General features: G+C 58.3%; 18 protein-coding genes. 8 read left to right on the forward strand and 10 right to left on the reverse strand.

Going from position 1 to position 19,001, the window contains the following annotated elements; all coding sequences use genetic code 11:
• Positions 1–220: 220 nt before the first annotated feature.
• Positions 221–886, forward strand: a complete 666-nt coding sequence (gene lipB, locus AC33YF_RS06185) for a lipoyl(octanoyl) transferase LipB (protein ID WP_491776328.1) — start codon at positions 221–223, stop codon at positions 884–886.
• Here lipB and AC33YF_RS06190 read toward each other — a convergent pair.
• Both AC33YF_RS06190 and accC read right to left on the reverse strand, forming a co-directional pair.
• Positions 883–1,170 (reverse strand): acylphosphatase, encoded by a 288-nt coding sequence (locus AC33YF_RS06190; protein WP_491776329.1) that lies wholly within the window; start codon positions 1,168–1,170, stop codon positions 883–885. The two genes, lipB and AC33YF_RS06190, sit on opposite strands and share 4 nt — an antisense overlap.
• Positions 1,171–1,183: 13 nt before the next feature.
• The gene (gene accC / locus AC33YF_RS06195; RefSeq protein ID WP_491776330.1) at positions 1,184–3,205 is read right to left on the reverse strand and encodes an acetyl-CoA carboxylase biotin carboxylase subunit; all 2,022 of its coding nucleotides are present in this window, start codon (positions 3,203–3,205) and stop codon (positions 1,184–1,186) included.
• 211 nt (positions 3,206–3,416) lie between these two features.
• Here accC and AC33YF_RS06200 point away from each other — a divergent pair, with 211 nt between their 5' ends.
• The 3 genes from AC33YF_RS06200 to AC33YF_RS06210 are packed head-to-tail and all read left to right on the forward strand — an operon-like array spanning position 3,417 to position 8,295.
• Positions 3,417–3,932: a GbsR/MarR family transcriptional regulator gene (locus tag AC33YF_RS06200; RefSeq protein ID WP_491776331.1), complete on the forward strand. Its 516-nt coding sequence runs from the start codon at positions 3,417–3,419 to the stop codon at positions 3,930–3,932.
• 44 nt (positions 3,933–3,976) lie between these two features.
• Positions 3,977–5,122 (forward strand): efflux RND transporter periplasmic adaptor subunit, encoded by a 1,146-nt coding sequence (locus AC33YF_RS06205; RefSeq protein WP_491776332.1) that lies wholly within the window; start codon positions 3,977–3,979, stop codon positions 5,120–5,122.
• Complete coding sequence (locus tag AC33YF_RS06210; RefSeq protein ID WP_491776333.1) at positions 5,119–8,295, forward strand: efflux RND transporter permease subunit; 3,177 nt, start codon at positions 5,119–5,121, stop codon at positions 8,293–8,295. The genes AC33YF_RS06205 and AC33YF_RS06210 overlap by 4 nt, the downstream gene beginning before the upstream one ends.
• Positions 8,296–8,322: 27 nt before the next feature.
• Here AC33YF_RS06210 and AC33YF_RS06215 read toward each other — a convergent pair whose 3' ends face one another.
• Entirely contained in the window at positions 8,323–9,030 is a 708-nt protein-coding gene (locus AC33YF_RS06215) for a J domain-containing protein (RefSeq protein WP_491776334.1), read from the reverse strand.
• 351 nt (positions 9,031–9,381) lie between these two features.
• Between AC33YF_RS06215 and AC33YF_RS06220 the strand changes: the two genes are divergently transcribed.
• Positions 9,382–9,909: a cupredoxin domain-containing protein gene (locus AC33YF_RS06220; protein WP_491776335.1), complete on the forward strand. Its 528-nt coding sequence runs from the start codon at positions 9,382–9,384 to the stop codon at positions 9,907–9,909.
• A gap of 643 nt (positions 9,910–10,552) precedes the next feature.
• The gene (locus AC33YF_RS06225; RefSeq protein ID WP_491776336.1) at positions 10,553–11,509 is read left to right on the forward strand and encodes a hypothetical protein; all 957 of its coding nucleotides are present in this window, start codon (positions 10,553–10,555) and stop codon (positions 11,507–11,509) included.
• Positions 11,510–11,520: 11 nt separating this feature from the next.
• On the opposite strand, the gene AC33YF_RS06230 is transcribed toward AC33YF_RS06225, so the two are convergent.
• Both AC33YF_RS06230 and AC33YF_RS06235 read right to left on the reverse strand, forming a co-directional pair.
• The gene (locus AC33YF_RS06230; RefSeq protein WP_491776337.1) at positions 11,521–11,922 is read right to left on the reverse strand and encodes a hypothetical protein; all 402 of its coding nucleotides are present in this window, start codon (positions 11,920–11,922) and stop codon (positions 11,521–11,523) included.
• A gap of 143 nt (positions 11,923–12,065) precedes the next feature.
• Positions 12,066–12,650, reverse strand: a complete 585-nt coding sequence (locus AC33YF_RS06235) for a cupin domain-containing protein (RefSeq protein ID WP_491776338.1) — start codon at positions 12,648–12,650, stop codon at positions 12,066–12,068.
• A 161-nt stretch (positions 12,651–12,811) separates the two neighbouring features.
• On the opposite strand from AC33YF_RS06235, the gene AC33YF_RS06240 reads away from it, so the two are divergent.
• Both AC33YF_RS06240 and AC33YF_RS06245 read left to right on the forward strand, forming a co-directional pair.
• Positions 12,812–13,105, forward strand: a complete 294-nt coding sequence (locus AC33YF_RS06240) for a LysR family transcriptional regulator (protein ID WP_491776368.1) — start codon at positions 12,812–12,814, stop codon at positions 13,103–13,105.
• 40 nt (positions 13,106–13,145) lie between these two features.
• Positions 13,146–13,742, forward strand: a complete 597-nt coding sequence (locus tag AC33YF_RS06245; RefSeq protein WP_491776339.1) for a hypothetical protein — start codon at positions 13,146–13,148, stop codon at positions 13,740–13,742.
• A 22-nt stretch (positions 13,743–13,764) separates the two neighbouring features.
• Here AC33YF_RS06245 and AC33YF_RS06250 read toward each other — a convergent pair whose 3' ends face one another.
• The 5 genes from AC33YF_RS06250 to AC33YF_RS06270 form a co-directional block, all read right to left on the reverse strand.
• Positions 13,765–15,297, reverse strand: coding sequence for an acyl-CoA carboxylase subunit beta (locus AC33YF_RS06250; RefSeq protein ID WP_491776340.1), 1,533 nt, complete (start codon positions 15,295–15,297; stop codon positions 13,765–13,767).
• Positions 15,298–15,498: 201 nt separating this feature from the next.
• Entirely contained in the window at positions 15,499–16,239 is a 741-nt protein-coding gene (locus AC33YF_RS06255; RefSeq protein ID WP_491776341.1) for an ATP12 family chaperone protein, read from the reverse strand.
• A 33-nt stretch (positions 16,240–16,272) separates the two neighbouring features.
• Positions 16,273–17,265 (reverse strand): RluA family pseudouridine synthase, encoded by a 993-nt coding sequence (locus tag AC33YF_RS06260; protein ID WP_491776342.1) that lies wholly within the window; start codon positions 17,263–17,265, stop codon positions 16,273–16,275.
• Between the two features lie 19 nt (positions 17,266–17,284).
• Positions 17,285–17,659 carry a fluoride efflux transporter CrcB gene (crcB, locus tag AC33YF_RS06265; protein ID WP_491776343.1) on the reverse strand — a complete coding sequence of 125 codons (375 nt, stop codon included), beginning with the start codon at positions 17,657–17,659 and terminating at the stop codon, positions 17,285–17,287.
• On the reverse strand, positions 17,660–19,000 hold the full coding sequence (locus AC33YF_RS06270; RefSeq protein ID WP_491776344.1) for a replication-associated recombination protein A: 1,341 nt from the start codon (positions 18,998–19,000) through the stop codon (positions 17,660–17,662). It abuts the gene before it with no gap.
• Position 19,001 lies beyond the last annotated feature (1 nt).

The raw sequence follows: 19,001 nt of genomic DNA on the forward strand, positions 1-19,001 counted from the left end.
GAGAAGACTCGAACTTCCACGGGAGTTACCCCACAGCGACCTCAACGCTGCGCGTCTACCAATTCCGCCACGACCGCGAGAAACTCAAACAAAAAAGTGACCGGGATCCGCTATTTCGATACCCGACGCCTAGCCTTTCGTTTCGGTGCGCTGCCTTAGCAAACCTGCCCCCGTGGTGCAAGATGTGCAGCGGCGGTCTTTGACCTATGATGGCCGCGACATGACCCCTTCGTCGCCAAAGGAGCGCAGCGCGCGTCCGCATTCTGATCCGGAATGGATCACGGCCGCTAAACCCATCCCCTACGAGGCGGCCCTCGCGTTCATGGAGTCTCGAAGCGGCGCCATTGCCGAAGGCAGAGCGGGAGAATGCGTCTGGCTGCTGGAACACCCTTCACTCTATACGGCTGGGACAAGCGCGGACCCAGCAGAGCTGATGGATCCCGACAGATTCCCGGTCTTCAAAGCAGGCCGCGGCGGCCGCTTCACTTATCATGGGCCGGGTCAGCGCGTGGCTTACGTCATGCTCAATTTGAACGAGCGCGGGCGCGATACGCGCCGTTTCGTGACAGGATTGGAAGACTGGTTGATTGCCACGCTCGCGGCATTTGGCATCGAAGGAGAACGGAGTGACAACGGCATCGGCGTCTTTGTGGGTCGGGCAAAGATCGCCTCGATCGGCGTTCGCATCCGCCGCTGGGTCACACTTCATGGCGTCAGCCTGAACGTCGCTCCGGACCTGGAGCATTTCTCCGGAATCGTGCCCTGCGGACTTCACGGCACGCCTGCAACAAGCCTTGAGGCACTTGACGTTGAGACCGATATGGCGAAGGTGGATGCGGCCTTGCGCGAGAGCTTCGGGCGCGTTTTTGGCGCATCGTCGTGCTAGTCTGTCGGCAGGACGCGGAAGCCAGACGGCGGAGCACCACCTTCGTCTGTGACAAGGACGTCGCTGACACGCGCATCGGGCGGTCCTTCTGCACAGCGGCGCAGCATCTCGTCGACCTGCGGCGCAGGACCGGAAAAAACCGCTTGGACGCTCCCATCGCGACAGTTGCGCACCCAGCCATCTAGTGAGAGTGAAAGCGCAGTCTGCTCGGTCCAGGCGCGGTAATAGACGCCCTGCACCCGACCCTCAATTCGAACAGTTACCGTCTTGCGCTCTGACGGCACGACGTCGTGAGACCTACTCGAATTCTAGGATAACGGCATCCACGTTGAGACTGTCACCCGGCTCGGCGTGGATTTTAGTCACTGTGCCGTCGACGTCCGATTTCAGGACGTTCTCCATCTTCATGGCCTCGACGACACAAAGCGTATCCCCTGCAGAAACCGCCTGCCCTTCCTCCACGGCAAGCGACACGACGAGCCCCGGCATTGGACAGAGGAGGAACCTCGACATGTCGGGCTTTTCTTTTACCGGCATCAAAGCCAGATACTCCGCTTCGCGCTCGGTAAAGACGCGGACGAGCGTTTCCACACCCTGATAGGTCAAGTGTACGCCGTTCAGAATGCCGCGAACCTGCACTGCGACGGCCTCCCCATCGACCGTTCCTTCGAATACAGGCTCGCCAAACCACCAATTGGAGGTCAGCTCAATGGTTCGCTCGGGCTCGCCCGTGTCGCCGCCACCCAGCTTCGCCGTCATCGGATAGTCACGACCCTCTACGATGACGCGCACAAGGTCTCCGTCGCCCAGTTCAACTAGACGAACTTCGGAGAAACTAACTGGCTCTCCATGCATCTGCTGCGTGATCATCCGCCGGCGGTTATTGGAGAGGTGATCGATGCTTGCTGAGACAGCTGCAAGCACGTCGCGAACCCGGCCCTCCGGGACAGGCGGCTGGAAGCCATCGGGAAACTCTTCAGCGATAAATTTCGTCGAGATATCTCCCGAGCACCAGCGCTCGTTCCGCATGAGAACGGCCAGGAATGGAATGTTGTGCTTGAAGCCATCGATGGCAAAAGCATCGAGAGCTTGCCCCATTGCATCGATCGCTTCGATCCGGGTGGGTGCGTATGTGATGAGCTTGGCGATCATCGGATCGTAGTAGACGGAAATCTCACCGCCCTCTTCCACACCCGTATCAAGTCGCGTGGTGATGCCGTCTTGAGTGCCGAGAGCCGGCGGTCGAAACCGGACCAGGCGACCGGTGGACGGCAAGAAATTCCGCGCCGGATCCTCGGCATAGATGCGGGACTCGATCGCCGAACCCTTGAGCTTCACATCTTTCTGCTTGATCGCGAGCTTCTCGCCGCTCGCAACCTTGAGCATCTGCTCCACAAGATCGAGACCCGTCACAAATTCCGTCACAGGATGCTCGACCTGGAGCCGCGTGTTCATTTCCAGGAAGTAGAAGTTCTTGTCTTTGTCGACGATGAACTCAACAGTGCCTGCGGTATCGTAGTCTACGGCTTTTGCCAGGGCGACAGCCTCGGCGCCCATCGCCACGCGCGTCTTCTCGTCGAGGAACGGGCTCGGCGCTTCTTCAAGAACCTTCTGATTGCGCCGCTGGATCGAACACTCGCGCTCGCCAAGGTGGATGACATTCCCGTGCTTGTCGCCAAGTACTTGGATTTCTATGTGGCGAGGCTCCTCAATGAACTTCTCGATGAATACGCGATCATCTCCGAAGCTCGATTTGGCCTCTGACTGAGCCAAGGCAAATCCTTCAGCCACCTCGTCACGGCCATACGCAATCCGCATGCCCTTGCCGCCACCGCCGGCCGACGCCTTGATCATGACCGGATATCCGATGTCGTCCGCGATCTTGACTGCCTCGTCAGGCGTTTTGATTACGCCGAGATAGCCAGGGACGGTTGAGACTTTGGCATCGGATGCAAGTTTCTTGGACTCAATCTTATCGCCCATCGCCTTGATGGCTGTGGGATTAGGACCCACGAAGACGATACCGGCCTTCTTGAGCGCCTTAGCAAAGGCCGCGTTCTCAGACAGGAAACCGTAACCGGGGTGGATAGCCTCAGCACCCGTCTCCTTGGCCGCAGCAATAATCTTGTCAATGACAAGATAGGACTGCGCAGCGGCGGCGGGCCCGATCGCGACAGCTTCATCGGCCATAAAGACATGCAATGCATCGCGGTCAGCTTCCGAGTAAACGGCAACGGTCTTGATCCCAAGCCGCTTTGCCGTGCGCATTATACGGCAGGCAATTTCTCCACGATTGGCGATGAGTAGTTTCTTGAACATCAGTGCCCCAGTCCAAATTTTTGTTCAGGCTTTCTAGAGTGAAGCGCGGGGCGAGTAAACTAGCCAGGCCGCCTATTGTTCGGCACCGCGCTCGTCGGTGCAGCCAATTCTAGGGCCGAAGAATCTGTACCGAAGCCGTTCAAAAAAATGGCACAAATACCATCAACTATCTTGAACGTTCAGTATTGACTGAACAAACTGAACGGCATAAATGAAAGATATGACAAACAACACTGATAGGGCGATCGCGGAATTCGTCGATCAAATGGGGCTAATTCTCCAAGCGGAGGGTCTGCCTCGCATTGCCGGCCACATTATGGGCCTCATGGTTATTCATGAAGGTCCGTTCAGTCTGAGTCAGCTCGCTGAGCGATTAAGTGTTAGCCGCGCGAGCATAAGCACGAACACACGGTTGCTTGAGGACTTGGAAGTCATTGTCCGAACTGCCAAACCCGGCGATCGGCAGGACTATTTCAAACTGAGTCCGCAGCCTTACGACCGATTGCTACGCGGCGTCGTTCGGAGAATGCGGCGCGCACGTGATGTTGTTGAGGGGACCCAAGACGCGCTGCCAGAGGACATGACGGACTCGCAAGAGCGGCTGCAAGAGCTCGACGCCTTTTACGCGGCTCTGATCGAAAGCTTCATGGAGGTCATCGATAGTTGGGCCTCCGATCGCCATCGGTCGAGCAAGGAAGCGAAGTACGCAAACAGGCCATCCGCGTAGACCACGAAAACGGATTGCTGAAAAAAGAACGGGACAGTCAATCGTTGAAGAAGTCGTATGTCATCGCGCTGGGCCTCGCATGCGCCCTCACCGCTTGGGTGCTGGGCGGCTACTATTATAGGACCGCAGGCAAGGAGGTGGTAGAAGCGCCGGCGCAGTCCGACGCCCTCCCACTCATGAAGGTTTCGGTCCGCACCCAAGAAGCCAAGCCGGTATCGAAGATCGTCGTCGCCCAAGGGCAGACCGAGCCGAATCGGACAGTCACGGTCCGAGCCGAAACCATGGGGCAAGTGGCCGAGATGCTCGCGGACGAGGGCAGCACCGTAAAGACCGGCGAGGTCCTCGTGCGTCTTGAGCAAAATGATCGAGAGGCTCGCATCACGCGGGCCAAGGCACGGGTGCGTGAGCAGGAGAGCGCCTTCGAAGCCGCTCAAGCTCTGGGCAAGAAAGGGTATCAGTCCCAGAGGCAGTTGGATCAGATCTATTCGTCTTTGCAGACGGCGAAGGCCGAGCTGAAGGAAGCCCTCATCGAGTTTGACCAACTTGATATCAGAGCACCGTTCGAGGGCTCTGTTCTATCTTCGCCCGTCGAACTAGGGACCTATGTCGACACAAACGGCATCATCGCGACCATCGTGGACAACGATCCGCTCGTCGTGAGTGTCCATATCCCTCAGCAAAAGATCGTAAACCTTAAGATCGGTCAGCCGGCCGCGGTCAAGGTCGCCACGGGCCAAGAACGCGGAGGAACGATCCGCTACATCGCCGCCAGAGCAGACCAAGGAACCCGCACGTTCCGCGTTGAGGTCGAGGTGCCAAACGCAGACGATGCCATTCCCGCCGGAATTAGTGCCGAGGCAACGATCCCCACGGGCTCGGTGATGGCACAGTTCATCTCGCCCGCCGAATTGTCGTTGGATGCGGCAGGCTCTCTTGGCGTGAAGACTGTTGACGACAAGGGCCGCGTCGAATTCCACAAGGCCAAGATCGTGATGTCGGATACAAATGGCGCCTGGGTTACAGGCCTTCCGGCCACGTCCCGCATCATCACCCTGGGTCACGGTTACGTTCAGGTCGGCGAGCAGGTTCAAGTAGCGGAGGAACGACGCGACGACAGCATTGTTACTTCGCCCGAAGCCTCGGCACACTTGGCAACAGGCAGTCGCACTAAGCCAACGGCCGCACGATGAACGCGATCATTGACGCCGCGTTCCGACGATCGCGCACGGTCGTGCTTGCGTTCGTGATGATTATCATCATGGGCGCGATTGCCTACACGACCATTCCGAAAGAAGCAGAACCGGACATTCAGATTCCGATTATTTACGTCTCGATGACGTACGAAGGAATTTCACCGGAGGACTCCGAACGGCTTCTCGTACGCCCTATGGAGAAAGAACTGCAGTCCATTGAGGGCATCAAAGAGATGCGCTCCATGGCCGGTGAGGGCTACGGCTCAGTAACACTAGAATTCTATGCGGGCTTCGATTCCAACAAGGCACTCCAGGATGTCCGCGAGAAGGTCGATATCGCCCGTGCGGAATTGCCGTTGGAGACGGATGAGCCGCGCGTCAACGAAGTCAATATCGCCCTCTTCCCCGTCATAACAGTCGGACTATCGGGCAACGTTCCCGAGCGCACGCTTGTGCGGATAGCGCGCGATCTTCGTGACAAGATCGAAGGCCTGAGTGGCGTACTCGATGTTGATATCGGCGGCGACCGTGAAGAATTGCTTGAGATCGTTGTCGACCCGATGATGTTAGAGACCTACGACATTTCCTTTGGCGACATTTCGAACACCGTTGCGCGCAACAATCGTTTGGTGGCTGCGGGCGCCTTGGAGTCCGTCGCTGGGCGCATGGTACTGAAAGTTCCGGGTGTCCTTGAGGACGTTCGGGACATTTTCAGCCTCCCGGTGAAGGTCGTCGATAACACGGTCGTGAAGTTTAGCGATGTCGCCACCATCCGGCGCACCTTCAAAGATCCGCAAGGTTTCGCGAGGGTTGATGGCGCCCCAGCTTTGGCCCTGGAGGTCAAGAAGCGTGTAGGCGCCAATATCGTTGAGACCATCGAAGAAGTCCGCGCTGTTGTCGCCGAGGAGCAGAAGAGCTGGCCACCCGGCATTGAGATCAGCTACATGCAGGACAAGTCGAAGCGAATCCGCGACATTCTGAGTGATCTCCAAAACAATGTCTTGGCCGCAATAGCGCTCGTGATGATTGTTATCGTCGCAGCGATCGGCGTCCGGCCCGCGATCCTCGTTGGCTTAGCGATTCCCGGATCGTTCCTGGCCGGAATCCTCGCCATCTCATGGATTGGACTCACGCTGAATATCGTCGTCTTGTTCAGCCTCATCCTTGTTATCGGAATGCTCGTGGATGGCGCAATCGTCACGACTGAGTTGGCCGACCGCAAGATGTTGGAAGGGCAAACCCCCAAGCAGGCCTATGCGGCGGCGGCCAAACGCATGGCATGGCCAATCACTGCGTCAACTGCAACAACCTTGGTCGTGTTCCTGCCGCTGCTGTTTTGGCCCGGACTTGTCGGCGAGTTCATGAAGTTCTTGCCCATCACCGTCCTATTGACGCTTGCCGCCTCGCTGGCCATGGCACTTATCTTCATCCCAGTCTTGGGAGGGATTATTGGCTCCGCCGACAAGAGCAATACCCACCTGTTGCGGGCTATTCAGGCGGCAGAAAACGGCGACCTCAATAAGATTGGCGGAATGGCGGGCGCGTATCTGAAGACGCTACGAGGCTTGCTCGCGCATCCTGCAAAGGTGCTTGGCGTCGCGGTAACGCTCCTCATCGGGACATACGTCGCCTTCGGCATGTTCGGGCGTGGCGTCGAGTTCTTTCCCGATGTCGACCAGGATGTCGGTCAGGTCCAAGTTCGCGCTCGCGGCGATCTTTCGGTCACGGAAATGGACGCCATTGTCCGCAAAATCGAAGCGCGCCTGCTGACAATGCCGTATTTCGATGCGGTCTATGCCAGAACTATCGGCTCGGGTGCGGGGCCGTCGCAAAACGAAATGGCCGAGGACGTCATCGGCGTCGTCCAGCTTGAAATGACGAATTGGCGCACGCGACCGCGTTCGCCCGTCGTTCTCCAAGAAGTGCGCGATCGCATCGCAGACATACCCGGTGTCATTCTCGAAGTGCGCAAAGAGGATTCCGGACCATCCGGAGGTAAGCCACTGGAGCTCCTGGTCACCTCTCGCGACCCGAAGAAGATAACCAAGGTCGTTGAAGATGTGCTTGCCCAAATGGATGAAATCGGCGGCTTTGTCGACATCCAAGATAGCCGGCCGCTCCCCGGTATCGAATGGAGACTCAAGGTTGATCGCGAACGAGCGGCGCGCCAAGGCGCGGACATCACGCTTGTCGGACAAGTCGTCAGCATGGTCACAAACGGCCTCTTCGTCGCTGAGTACCGGCCCGACGATGCCGACGAAGAAGTCGAAATACGCCTGCGCATGCCCTTCGCACAGCGAAGCCTTGAGCAACTCAACCGCCTGCGATTGACCACGCAAAAGGGTCAAGTCCCGATTGGCAATTTCGTTCGATTTGAACCTGCACAGAAGACTGGGTTTCTAAAACGCACCGACGCACGCCGATCACTCGACATTAAAGCCGATGTCGAGGAAGGGCTTCTTGTCGATGAACAGGTCCAGAAGCTAAAGGCTGCAGTGGCGAATATGGATATCGACCCAGCCGTAAACGTCCGCTTCAAGGGACAGGACGAGGACCAACGGGAGGCCGCGAACTTCCTGATTTCAGCTTTCTTTATCGCCATTTTCATGATGGTCGCGATACTCGTAACTCAGTTCAACAGTTTCTACCAAACGTTCCTTGTACTGAGCGCTATCCTATTCTCGACCGCCGGCGTGATGATCGGGTTACTCCTGACCAATCAGCCCCTCGGCATCGTGATGTGCGGTATTGGTATCATCGCGCTGGCCGGTATCGTTGTGAACAACAACATCGTTCTGATCGACACGTACAATCATCTGAGAGCTGAGGGTATTCCTGCGCAGGAAGCAATTTTGCGCACCGCGGCCCAACGCGTGCGTCCGGTTCTCCTGACCTCGATCACGACCGTCTTGGGCCTTCTTCCGATGGTCTTCGCGATCAGCATCAACATTATCGGACAGGACGTCTCCATTGGAGCACCTTCGACCCAGTGGTGGACGCAACTCTCCAGCTCCATCGCGGGCGGGTTGACGTTCGCGACGATCCTGACTCTCTTGTTGACCCCATGTCTTCTGATGCTGGGAGACAATGTATCGGTATGGTGGCGTGGGCGAGCGGAACGGCGGGCGCAGCGCGCGGCTCGTTCAAGCGGCGCGCAGCCGGCGGAATAGAACACGCTTACTCGGTCGCGGTGTCGCCTAGCCGAAGGCCGTCGGCTCAGCTTCTTTTGGCATCGCCTCGGCGCGGGACGGACTCGTGTTCAGGATCGCGGCGAGTTCATCGAGCGAAACGAGTATGTCATTTAGCGCTTCGACAACTTCCTCGGACGGCTCAGCCGTCGCCTCGTCGATAAACGAGTAATCCTCGAGAATGACGAGCGCTCGTTCGAGGTTGCCAATGATCACTTCGTTTTTCTTGATCTGACCTTGGATAGCGACCTCATGCCAATCAAGCACGCGCGCGACTAAATCGCCCTCGCCCTCTGCCTTTCGTTTGGCCCGTGCACGAAGCCTCACCAGCCGTTCGCCCGCGCGCTGCTGGTGCGCAACGCTGGCCTTTCGCGCCGCGATATCGTCCTGGATCGCCCGTTCGATCAAAGTGCCGATATCCAGCGCGGCTAAATCCTGTTCCGCATGAATTATGAGACCCAGCTTCTCGGCAATGATCTCGATGGCCCCGCCGTCAAGATTGTCGGGTTGCGGAAGTTCAACCTCACCCGTCTGGTCGTAATGAGCCCGGCGCCCCTCATCCGAGAGAACGGAGTAAGCAACAACAAGCTGATTGAAGGCCTCGTCAGTCCCCCCGCCGTCGGGGTGCGCCTTCTTGGCCTGCTTTCGGTATGCCTTATGGACCTCTTTGCGGCGTGCAGACCGCTTGATGCCCAAAATCTTATAAAGATCGATCACTCTAAGTCCCCCGCCGCGCCAGGAAGTGTCGCCCGCCCCTCCGGCCCCTCAGAGCAGGACGATCCTCTAAACGCAGCACTGAAACATTAACGACTCATGACGATTGTTTGTGTCTTGCTCATGGCATCTCTCGCATCGAGGCGCACGATGGCGCGCTGCCGAGTGCTCATTTCGCGGCTCAAACCAGAATCATAACGATGTTTAACGGCGCTGGTTCCAGGACTGGTAGCGGTCGAGCAAAGTTGGTAAGGCACTATGCCAATGATCCCTTATGCCACTGGGCGAAAAAAGCCTAATATCCGAGGCCCGGAGATTGGGGTCCAAGATCTTAGAACCACGGAAGAAATACACATGCCACGAGTACTAACACTTGCCGCACTCGCCTTAAGCGTTGGGCTGACGGGCCTGTCAACAACATCTGATGCCGAGCAGAAGGCAATGCCCAAGATGTTTCTGGACCCAGCAGTCCATGGCCTAAAGCGAATGGAGCCTCTGCAGCTGGGCGTCGATGGTGACTCCAGCGTAATGAGCCCGACCGAATATACGCTGAAGGCGGGTCAGGGCTACCGCTGGAAGATCAAGGCCTCTGACTTGAACGAGTATGCGCTCGTCATGCCAGAGTTCGTGCGCAATATTTGGATCCGCAAGATCGAGGTAGGAGAGCCCGAAGTCGAGATTAAGGTTGGCTCGTTCGAGGAGTTGGAGTTCGAGGATGGCGGGGAAGTCGAACTTTTCTTCGTCGCGGTGCGGCCTGGCACGTTCAAATTCGGCCCTCGTGGGCTCATGGAACGCGGAATGGTCGGCACAATCACCGTTGAGAGTCCCGATAGCCTGGATATCGCGCCTATGAAGCGCGGTCGCAAAGACGACGACGGGTAGTTGCCGTCCAGGCTCCATCAAGAACAGCGTCAAAAGTGCCTGCCCCCAAGTAGGGCGGGCACTTGTTCTTTAAGTAGTCGCAAAACTATCGGCCTGAGAACAGCAAAGGCGGAACTACACGCTAGAAACTATGACCCCAGCGTTGGGTCGCCCGCGCCTTGGTAACTTGGGCAGAATTCACGAGCGCGACCACGCAACCGCGCGACAGACTGCTTCCGGCTCTGTCCATGCATCGGCGCAATGCCGGGTCGTCGATAGCGTGAACGCTGCAAAAGCGCTTGTAGTCCGTTCGGCACGCGCCTTTGACGGTGCTCGAATACGCGCAGGCCGATGACGCAAACGCGGCAAGCGTTGCGCCAAACAAGATTGTGGATATGAGTCTCCCAAACATCAGCAATACTCCGGTTGGCTCGGCACCCCCGAAAGCGAGCTTCAAATTGGCGTAGACCGTATGAACACGCGATGAATGGGCGCTTTTCTCTGAGACTTAAGAACTTTCCAGAGGCTTGCGTCCGAACAGGCAATCGTCCCAACCAATCGAGAAGGACTCGGTTTCTAGGCGACGGATACGCCGAACTCATGCCAAGGTTGTACATCATGTTTTTTGGCGATTCGTCAGCACCCTCGTGACTGGGACAAACTATTGTATCTCTTTCTAGCCGCTATCCTCTTGCTGCTGCTTTTTGCGGCGTCGTTTGGCGGTCGCAGGACATTGGTTGCGTTTGCCTCTTCCACGCTGTCAGCGCTGCTCGTTATCGGCTGCGCGTTTGTCGCTACTGCCCGATCCTCTGGACCGCATTTCGTCGCGCTCGCGGGACAGACACCGAGTGTGCTTCGGCCGGTCGTTGAAGACCTTGCTTTCGCCGCGGAACAGACCGCGAAGTCCTTTTCGGAGATCCGCGAGCGCGAGTCTCTTGGGGACGCAGCTCCGACGCCTGCCACACCAAGTCCAAGCAACACCGACGGCGCCGCTGAGGATTGGCCCAATCTGACATGGCTCAATCCGCTGCACTGGTTCGGCTCAGAGGAAGACGGCAAACCCGACGTCGACGTCGCACCCGAGAGCAAATCACTGGCTGTTGGCACTGGCGCGCAGGAGCCTCAGCCGCTTGAAGAGGCAGCGCCTACCCCCGCCCCCGTCGCTCCACCTTATCGAATCGTGGCCGCCCCACCGCAGCAGGCTGGACCGGTTACCGCCCCACTACCCAAGCCCCCTACCGTGCCCATCAAATGGCTCACTGGGGCATCAGTCCCAGCGGGCACGGACCAGATTCTTTTGGCCGGAAAGAACTTATCAAGCACCGCGCTTGAAGATATTCAGGCCAGGTTGAGGCCCGACTCGGAGTCGGAGTCGATCGGCACTGGGAATTTTGCATTGAGTTTGAGCGTCGAAGGGCCGGACGGAGCGGCAATACCGAGCGCCTCCGTTCCTCCTGGGGCGCTCTTTTACCTCCAAGCCAAGGACTTCCCCGTTGGAACGCCAAAAAAATTTGGCGGCGCCATCTTGTCCTTCGCATACTCCCAGGACGGACGGCGCCGCACATCGATCATGTACCTGGCGGAGAACGCGCTTAATGGCGGTGGCCCGAACCCGCAATAAGATTGGGACCCCTATTCGGCGTTTGTGGGCTCTTCGACTTCCCTGGCCTTGCGAACCAGCTCGTTCAGCGACATCTGGCAGTAAGGGCGGAAGCCCGACTCGCCGCTGCGCGCCAAGATCTCAAAACTATCGTTCTTGTCCGCGATGGCCTGCCGTTTTAGACGCGCCTTGTTGAGTCCTTTGTCACGTCCAAGATAGTACTTCTCGATTACGGCTATTGCGGTGCTGGCCGTCTCGACATCCTCCTTTGTCAGCTGGGCCTGCCGCGCGCACTGCTCCACGATTTCGTACTCTGCGTAATAGTTTTTGAGCGACATCGATAGACTGATCGCTGCCCACGCTGGAACCGCCAACGCAACCGCGCCGGTCAAAACCACCCCGGACACACCAAAGTTGCCAGCTGCGAGCCGCATATTTTGTCTCCTGCATTCTAACTCTTCGTGCGCTTTCCCTTCGTAACGGAAGTTTTGCAGCCCAACAATGCCCAGAATGCGACAGTTTCGCGCCGAATTTGGGGAACGTGGGGATTGCCGTCTTCAGGTACCGTCACAGCCGTCTAGCGTGCACTCGCGACGGCAACTACGGCACGGCACGGCTGCTTGCCCTTTTGAGAATAGCTATGCGGGTAGCTCGGATCGAAGTAGGCCGAGTCCCCCTCATGGAGTTCGACAGCCTCTTTGTCAAAGGACAGCACCATCGTGCCTCGAATGACATAGATCAGCTCATCTCCTTGATGTCGGTGGGGCTCCGTTGGGGTTGCGCCTGGCTCAAAAGTCGCGAGATACGCATCCATCCGCCTGTCCGTCGCGGGAAAGTCGAGCGACTCGAACCAAAAGGTCGGCGCCGCGCCGTCGGTACGATTCGGCAGCCGCAGCCGATCGGAGCGCCGAACGATCGCGGCCTTCGGGCTCTCAGCGCCGTCCGCGAAAAAGTGCTCTAACCCGACGCCGAAGACCGTCGCGATCCGCATCAATGTCGGTAAAGTGGGGATCAGCTGCTCTGTCTCGATCTTGGACAACAGCCCTGCGGACATGCCCGTGTGGTCGCCCAGTCGCACAAGACTCAGATCCTTCTTCTTGCGCAATCTGCGGATCTTCGGACCAATCCCATATTGCTCAAGTCCCACTGTTTCGGCGGCCATTTCCATTGCAACGCTCCATTTTTCACCTGCGGTCAAATTCCCGCAATTAGTTTTTATCCTGATGCAAAACTTTTTGCACATCACGAAAACTTGTGTGGCGCGTGCGAAGGCGGTGGCGTTCAATGTGGCCAATGAAACGATCTGAGGACTCAAGAATCGTCATGAATGAGTGGATCCCGAAAAGGACGATCGGTTCGATCCCGCTGAATGGGCTGCGAACCTTTGAAGTTGTTGCTCGGTATATGTCGCTGAAGAGGGCTGCCGAGGAATTGAATGTCACACCTTCAGCCGTCAGTCACCGGCTGCGCGTCTTGGAGCGCATACTAGGTTGCAAACTAATACAGAGGCAGGGCTCGGAAATGTGCCTGACAGAGAACGGTCGCATGCTTGCGCCCGCTCTGGCTGAAGGGTTTGGAACGATTGTGTCCGCGGTCGGAAATCTGAGACCCGGCTAAAACATCGCCTTACCCGCTCGTGACAGAATAGGAGCCAGCCATGATCATATTGTCATCAGTGACTTTGCAGCGCGCCCTCGCCATCGCGATCCTGGTGGCGTCGAATGGGGTAACGGCTCCATTGTCTGCTGCCGATCAAAGCAAAGCCGTCATGATTGCGGCCCCGCTCTGGTCAGCGGAGGCAGTGACTGAAGGTTGGTTCCGCGAGCCGGTTGTGGAAAAGCGGAGCGAACTTGCCCCGCCATCCAAACTCGCGATCATCGCCTGCCGGGTTGACGCGAAGTCCCAGCGATCCATTGCTTCTGCCTCAAAAGACGTCGGACCAGACTGGCTTCTTCCATTGGAATGTATGCGGGTCATAGAGACCGTGACCGACGCGGCGTCAATCCAGAATTTATGGCTTCGCCAAATGACTCCCAGTCTTAACGAGTATGGCAACTGCGCCAAAGTTGCCATGACCTACGCGCCGGAATGGGAGGCGTCTCATCGCAACTGGCTGATCGTCAAAATCGGCTGCCCAACAAAGATTGTTGACGCTGACGGGCGGACGATTGGATGGCACATGCCCGAGTGCCAAGGCACCCTGCCCGGCACACCGTATCCTTTGCGCTGCCGCTTCGACCCCAGCGAAATTTAGGCGACGCGGCGCAACAACCAGCCTACAGCGGAATATTGTCGTGCTTCTTCCACGGATTTTCGATGTGCTTGTTGCGCAGCATTTGCAGCGCACGGCACACCCTTGAGCGCGTGTTCTGAGGCATGATCACTTCGTCGATATAGCCCCGCTCCGCAGCAACAAACGGATTGGCAAATCGCGCCTGATACTCGTCGATGCGCTTCTGGATCTTCTTCGGATTGTCTAGCTCGGATCGGTAGAGAATCTCAGCCGCGCCCTTCGCGCCCATCACAGCGATCTCGGCGGACGGCCACGCATAGTTCACATCGCCCCGAATATGCTTTGAGCTCATCACATCATAGGCGCCGCCATAGGCTTTGCGAGTAATGACGGTGACCTTGGGGACCGTCGCCTCGGTAAAGGCAAACAGAAGCTTGGCACCATGCTTGATGAGGCCGCCATATTCCTGATCCGTACCCGGTAGAAACCCTGGTACGTCCACGAAGGTCACGATCGGGATCGAGAAGCAATCGCAAAAACGCACGAAACGCGCAGCCTTCCGCGAGGCGTCCGAATCCAGAACGCCGGCCAGCACCATGGGCTGGTTGGCAACGATGCCAACCGTGCGCCCTTCCATACGGGCAAACCCAATCACGATATTGCGGGCGAAGGTCTCCTGCACTTCGAAGAAATCGCCCTCGTCCACGACCTTCTCGATCAGCTCTTTGATGTCGTAGGGCTTGTTTGGATTGTCGGGGATCAGCGTATTGAGCGAGATTTCCTCTCGGTCCCAGGGGTCGCGCGTCGGCAGCTCCGGCACGCCGGAGAGATTCGATGTGGGCAAGAAGTCCATGAGCCGCCGCATCTGCAGCAGCGCTTCGATGTCGTCGTCATAGGCGCCGTCGGCTATCGAGGACTTGGTGGTGTGCACGGATGCGCCGCCCAATTCCTCGGCGGTCACCTCCTCCTTGGTAACGGTTTTCACCACATCAGGCCCTGTGACGAACATGTAGGACGTATCGCGCACCATGAAGATAAAATCGGTCATGGCCGGCGAATAGACGTCGCCCCCCGCGCACGGCCCCATGATGACGCTGATCTGGGGAATGACACCGGAAGCTTGGACGTTCCTCGTAAACACCTCGCCATAGCCGCCGAGCGCCGCCACACCTTCCTGAATGCGCGCGCCGCCCGCGTCGAACAGACCAATGACCGGCGCGCGATTGCGCAGCGCCATATCTTGGATCTTGATCATCTTATTGGCATGCGCCTCGGACAATGAGCCGCCGAACACAGTGAAGTCCTTGGCGATGACATAAACGACGCGGCCGTTGATCGTGCCCCAGCCGGTCACAACGCCATCGCCTGGCACCTTGTTGTCCGCCATCCCGAAGTCGGCACAACGGTGCTCGACATACATGTCGAACTCTTCGAATGAGTTGTCGTCGAGAAGAAGCTGTAGCCGCTCCCGCGCAGTCAGCTTGCCACGCTTGTGCTGGGCGTCGATCCGCTTCTGACCGCCTCCCATCCTGGCCTTGGCACGGCGAAATTCCAGTTCTTCGATTACTTCCTTCATTCTCGGCGCTCTCCCAAAAACGTCCGCGGAACGGCCTAGACCGGCGCTCCCCGCTCAACATGACACATTGGCAAAAGTCCATAGCATGGGCCGGTAGTCAGGCAAATGGCGAAGGTCCGCCGCCCGGATCAAGAGTTCGACCCAATTAAGAGGGGCTTGTCTCTATCCCGCAACTCAAGCCCCTCAAGCTGCTCAAACGACTCAATAAAGCTCCAACAGCTTTGCCGCAGCATCGAAATCGCGTTTGCGGCTTTGCCGGCGCAGTTTGGCCTCTTCATCTTCCCCCCACTGGCTGATTTGCCAATCCTCATCCACGTGCGCGGCGTTCCAGGCAGCCTCGGGCGAGAGCTGCGCTCGGGCGACAGCCAATGGCAGAAGAGCTGAACCCGTCAACGTCGTCATCACGTGAAGAGCAGCCAGTCGGAAGGCGTCCAGCGGCTCGATTTCAGCCCGCAAGGCCGCAAGTGAAGTTTCCGGCTGTGGGACATGCATCACGCCCTCCGCGAGGCTCAAAGGCGCGCCAAGCGACCCTGCCGCCCAGGACAGTACCGGATCCCAGGCCTGGTTCTGGAGTGCCAGAAGGCCCTCGGGTCCGCTCGCGCGGTAACACAAGAGATCCGAGCCCGCATGGGCCAAAATATCGTCGACAACGGACTTTTCCTGGCCCCTCACACCGTCAATGGCCGAGTTAATGAGCTTGGTTAGGGGCATGGTGTGGGGGTCGACTTCCTCCCCCTGCCCGCGCCATTCGTCCGCGATGGCCTCGGCCAGGCCCGCACTCGGGACGGCGAGCTGCGCTTTGCCCGGTGTGCGCACAGGGCGCCCATCCAGCAGAATGGCCGCAAGACCTGCCTCGTCCGCTACGGTCACGTCAGTGTAGAAGCGTTTGGGCAGCTTCGGCTTCTCGTAATCTGAGGAGATCGTTTTCTCTCGATCGTTCACGCAATCATCCAGAACTTCGTGACGTTGTTGGAGCTAGCCGCAAATGTCGTCGTCTTCGTCTATATCGCCACCCTTGGGCGAAAATCCGAAGGCCGCGAAGGCCGCCTCCATATGCGGCGGCAGAGGTGCGGTCACATCGACGACACCCTCGCCGCTCGGATGGGGAAAACTGATTCGCCTGGCATGAAGATGCAAGCGCCGCTCGAGCCCCTGTGGCTGCTCCGTGCCGCTTGGATATTTCGTATCGCCAAGTATCGGGTGGCCCAGAATAGACATGTGGGCGCGCAGTTGATGCTGACGCCCGGTCACGGGCTTGAGCGACATCAGGGCCACTTGCCGCGCGGCCCGATCGATCACTGCATAATGTGTCACGGCAGATTGGGCCTTGTCCTGCTCACCAGGGCGTGCCTTGCGCACCCGGTCGCCATCTGGCGTCGCCGCCTTCACCAACGCCGCATCGATCTTACCTTGGGGAGGCTTTGGCACACCGTGTACCAAAGCCCAATAAATCTTTCGCACGGAGCGCGTTTGAAATGCCTTGCCGAGCTTGGCAGCCACACTGCGCTTCTTGGCAATCACCAACACGCCGGATGTGTCCCTATCCAAGCGGTGCACGAGCCGCGGCCGTGTCTCCGGACGGTCGCTCATGCCCTCGAGCAGTCGGTCGATATGGCGGGCCGTTTTGGTGCCGCCTTGCACGGCAAGGCCCGATGGCTTGTTGAGGATCAGTAGATCGTCGTCCTCGTAGAGTGTGATGGATCTGAGTAAGGCTCTATCCGCCTTGGAGAGCGGCTTCGGGCTGCCGCTTGGCGATGGCGCCTCTGGCAGCGGCGGAACACGGACACTCTGACCGGCCTGGAGGCGCGTACTCGCCTTCGCTCGCCCGCCATCGACGCGCACCTGACCCGTGCGCAGCAATTTCTCAAGCCGGCTATGGGGCACTTGAGCGTAATGGGTCTTGAACCATCGGTCCACGCGCATGCCATCTTCGTCATTCGTGACGCTTCTTGTTTCAACGGGAGCCATCGCTATCTCCGGCGCATGGCTAAAGTGCACGCACAAGCGCCAGCCCCGCGAACAGTGCGGCAACTGAAATGAAAACGGAAGCGGTGAAGTAAAGGCCGGCGCCCAGGTAGTCGTTCCGAGCTAGAAGGTTCGCGAAGTCCGCCGAGAACGATGAGAATGTCGTGAAACCGCCAAGCACGCCGAGCGCCAGAAACGCGCGCAAATCTTGATGCACCGTCCAGCGGAGGGCCATGAGCTCAATCAGCATGCCCATGAGAAAACATCCCAGGATGTTGGCCGTAAGCGTAGCCCAGGGAAAACCGAATCCGAAAAGACGCCCCATACCCAGCCCGAGCAGATAGCGCGCAGAGGCCCCGATGGCACCTCCAGCAGCCACGCTTAAGAGAGTGCTCACCTACCCCTCCTCTCTCCGCTCTGTACGGATCGCAGCCCAGCGTTCCAGGCGCTCCTTGACTTCCGCCTCATAGCCCCGGCCAGTAGGCGTATAGAAGTGCTGACGGTCCATGGCTTCCGGGAAGTAGTTCTGACCAGAAAAAGCTTCCGCATCGTTATGGTCATAGGCGTAACCCGCTCCATAGCCCTCCTGCTCCATCAGCTTGGTCGGAGCATTGAGAATGTGTTTTGGCGGAAGCAAAGAGCCGCTCTCCTTGGCAACACGCGCCGAGGCTTTGAAAGCCGCATACGCAGCATTCGATTTGGGCGCGGTAGCAAGATAGACGGTCGCTTGGGCCAGAGCGATTTCGCCCTCGGGAGTGCCCAGAAAATCGTAGGCGTCCTTTGCAGCATTCGCCTGCAACAACGCCGCAGGATCCGCCATGCCAATATCTTCTACCGCCATGCGTACAAGACGCCTTGCAATATAGAGTGGGTCCTCACCGCCCGCCAGCATGCGCGCCAGCCAGTATAAGGCAGCGTCCGGATCCGAACCCCGAACGGATTTATGCAGTGCACTGATAAGGTTGTAATGACCGTCTTGGCTCTTGTCGTAGATGGGAGCACGCCGCTGGACGAGTTCGGCGAGTCCTGCCCTATTTACGATGGTCTTCGAGCCAACGGGGACGGACAGAAACACATCTTCAACGAGATTGATGAGCCCTCGCCCATCGCCATCGGCCATAGAAATTAAGGTTTGCCGTGCGTCGTCGTCGAGCGGGAGTTTCCGTGCCTCGTGTTCCTCCGCCCTTTGGATCAAGGCCTCAAGCGCCTCATCGACCAGGCGCTTGAACGTCAAAACGCTCGCGCGGGAAAGCAATGCCGAGTTCAGCTCGAAAGATGGATTCTCCGTGGTCGCGCCAACCAGCACGATGGTCCCGTCTTCCATATGAGGCAGAAAGGCATCCTGCTGCGAGCGGTTGAAGCGGTGGATCTCGTCGATAAAGAGCAGCGTGCCATGTCCTGCTTCGCGCTTGGCTCTCGCCGCATCAAAAACTTTCCGCAAGTCCGCGACACCGGACTGGATCGCAGAGAGCTGCTCGAAGTGAAGATCGGTAACCTCCGCAAGCAACCGAGCGACGGTCGTCTTACCCGTTCCAGGCGGCCCCCAGAAAATCACCGATGTGAGACGCCCGGCCCGAACCATACGACCCAGCAGCCCGTCGCCTAGAAGATGATCCTGGCCGATGACTTCGTCCAGCGTCTGCGGACGCAACCGGTCAGCTAACGGACGGGGAGCGGTTTCGGCAAGCCCCGCCGCCTCAAAGAGGTTCGCAGCGCCCTTCCCCGTCGCGTTTGCCATT

This window comes from Methyloceanibacter sp. (assembly GCF_058506495.1).

Bases quoted from the DNA above. Each gene is read 5' to 3' on its own strand.
- lipB (WP_491776328.1), top strand. From the start codon at position 221: ATGACCCCTTCGTCGCCAAAGGAGCGCAGCGCGCGTCCGCATTCTGAT.
- accC (WP_491776330.1), bottom strand. From the start codon at position 3,205: ATGTTCAAGAAACTACTCATCGCCAATCGTGGAGAAATTGCCTGCCGT.
- AC33YF_RS06200 (WP_491776331.1), top strand. From the start codon at position 3,417: ATGAAAGATATGACAAACAACACTGATAGGGCGATCGCGGAATTCGTC.
- AC33YF_RS06210 (WP_491776333.1), top strand. From the start codon at position 5,119: ATGAACGCGATCATTGACGCCGCGTTCCGACGATCGCGCACGGTCGTG.
- AC33YF_RS06220 (WP_491776335.1), top strand. From the start codon at position 9,382: ATGCCACGAGTACTAACACTTGCCGCACTCGCCTTAAGCGTTGGGCTG.
- AC33YF_RS06230 (WP_491776337.1), bottom strand. From the start codon at position 11,922: ATGCGGCTCGCAGCTGGCAACTTTGGTGTGTCCGGGGTGGTTTTGACC.
- AC33YF_RS06235 (WP_491776338.1), bottom strand. From the start codon at position 12,650: ATGGCCGCCGAAACAGTGGGACTTGAGCAATATGGGATTGGTCCGAAG.
- AC33YF_RS06240 (WP_491776368.1), top strand. From the start codon at position 12,812: ATGAATGAGTGGATCCCGAAAAGGACGATCGGTTCGATCCCGCTGAAT.
- AC33YF_RS06245 (WP_491776339.1), top strand. From the start codon at position 13,146: ATGATCATATTGTCATCAGTGACTTTGCAGCGCGCCCTCGCCATCGCG.
- AC33YF_RS06250 (WP_491776340.1), bottom strand. From the start codon at position 15,297: ATGAAGGAAGTAATCGAAGAACTGGAATTTCGCCGTGCCAAGGCCAGG.
- AC33YF_RS06260 (WP_491776342.1), bottom strand. From the start codon at position 17,265: ATGGCTCCCGTTGAAACAAGAAGCGTCACGAATGACGAAGATGGCATG.
- AC33YF_RS06270 (WP_491776344.1), bottom strand. From the start codon at position 19,000: ATGGCAAACGCGACGGGGAAGGGCGCTGCGAACCTCTTTGAGGCGGCG.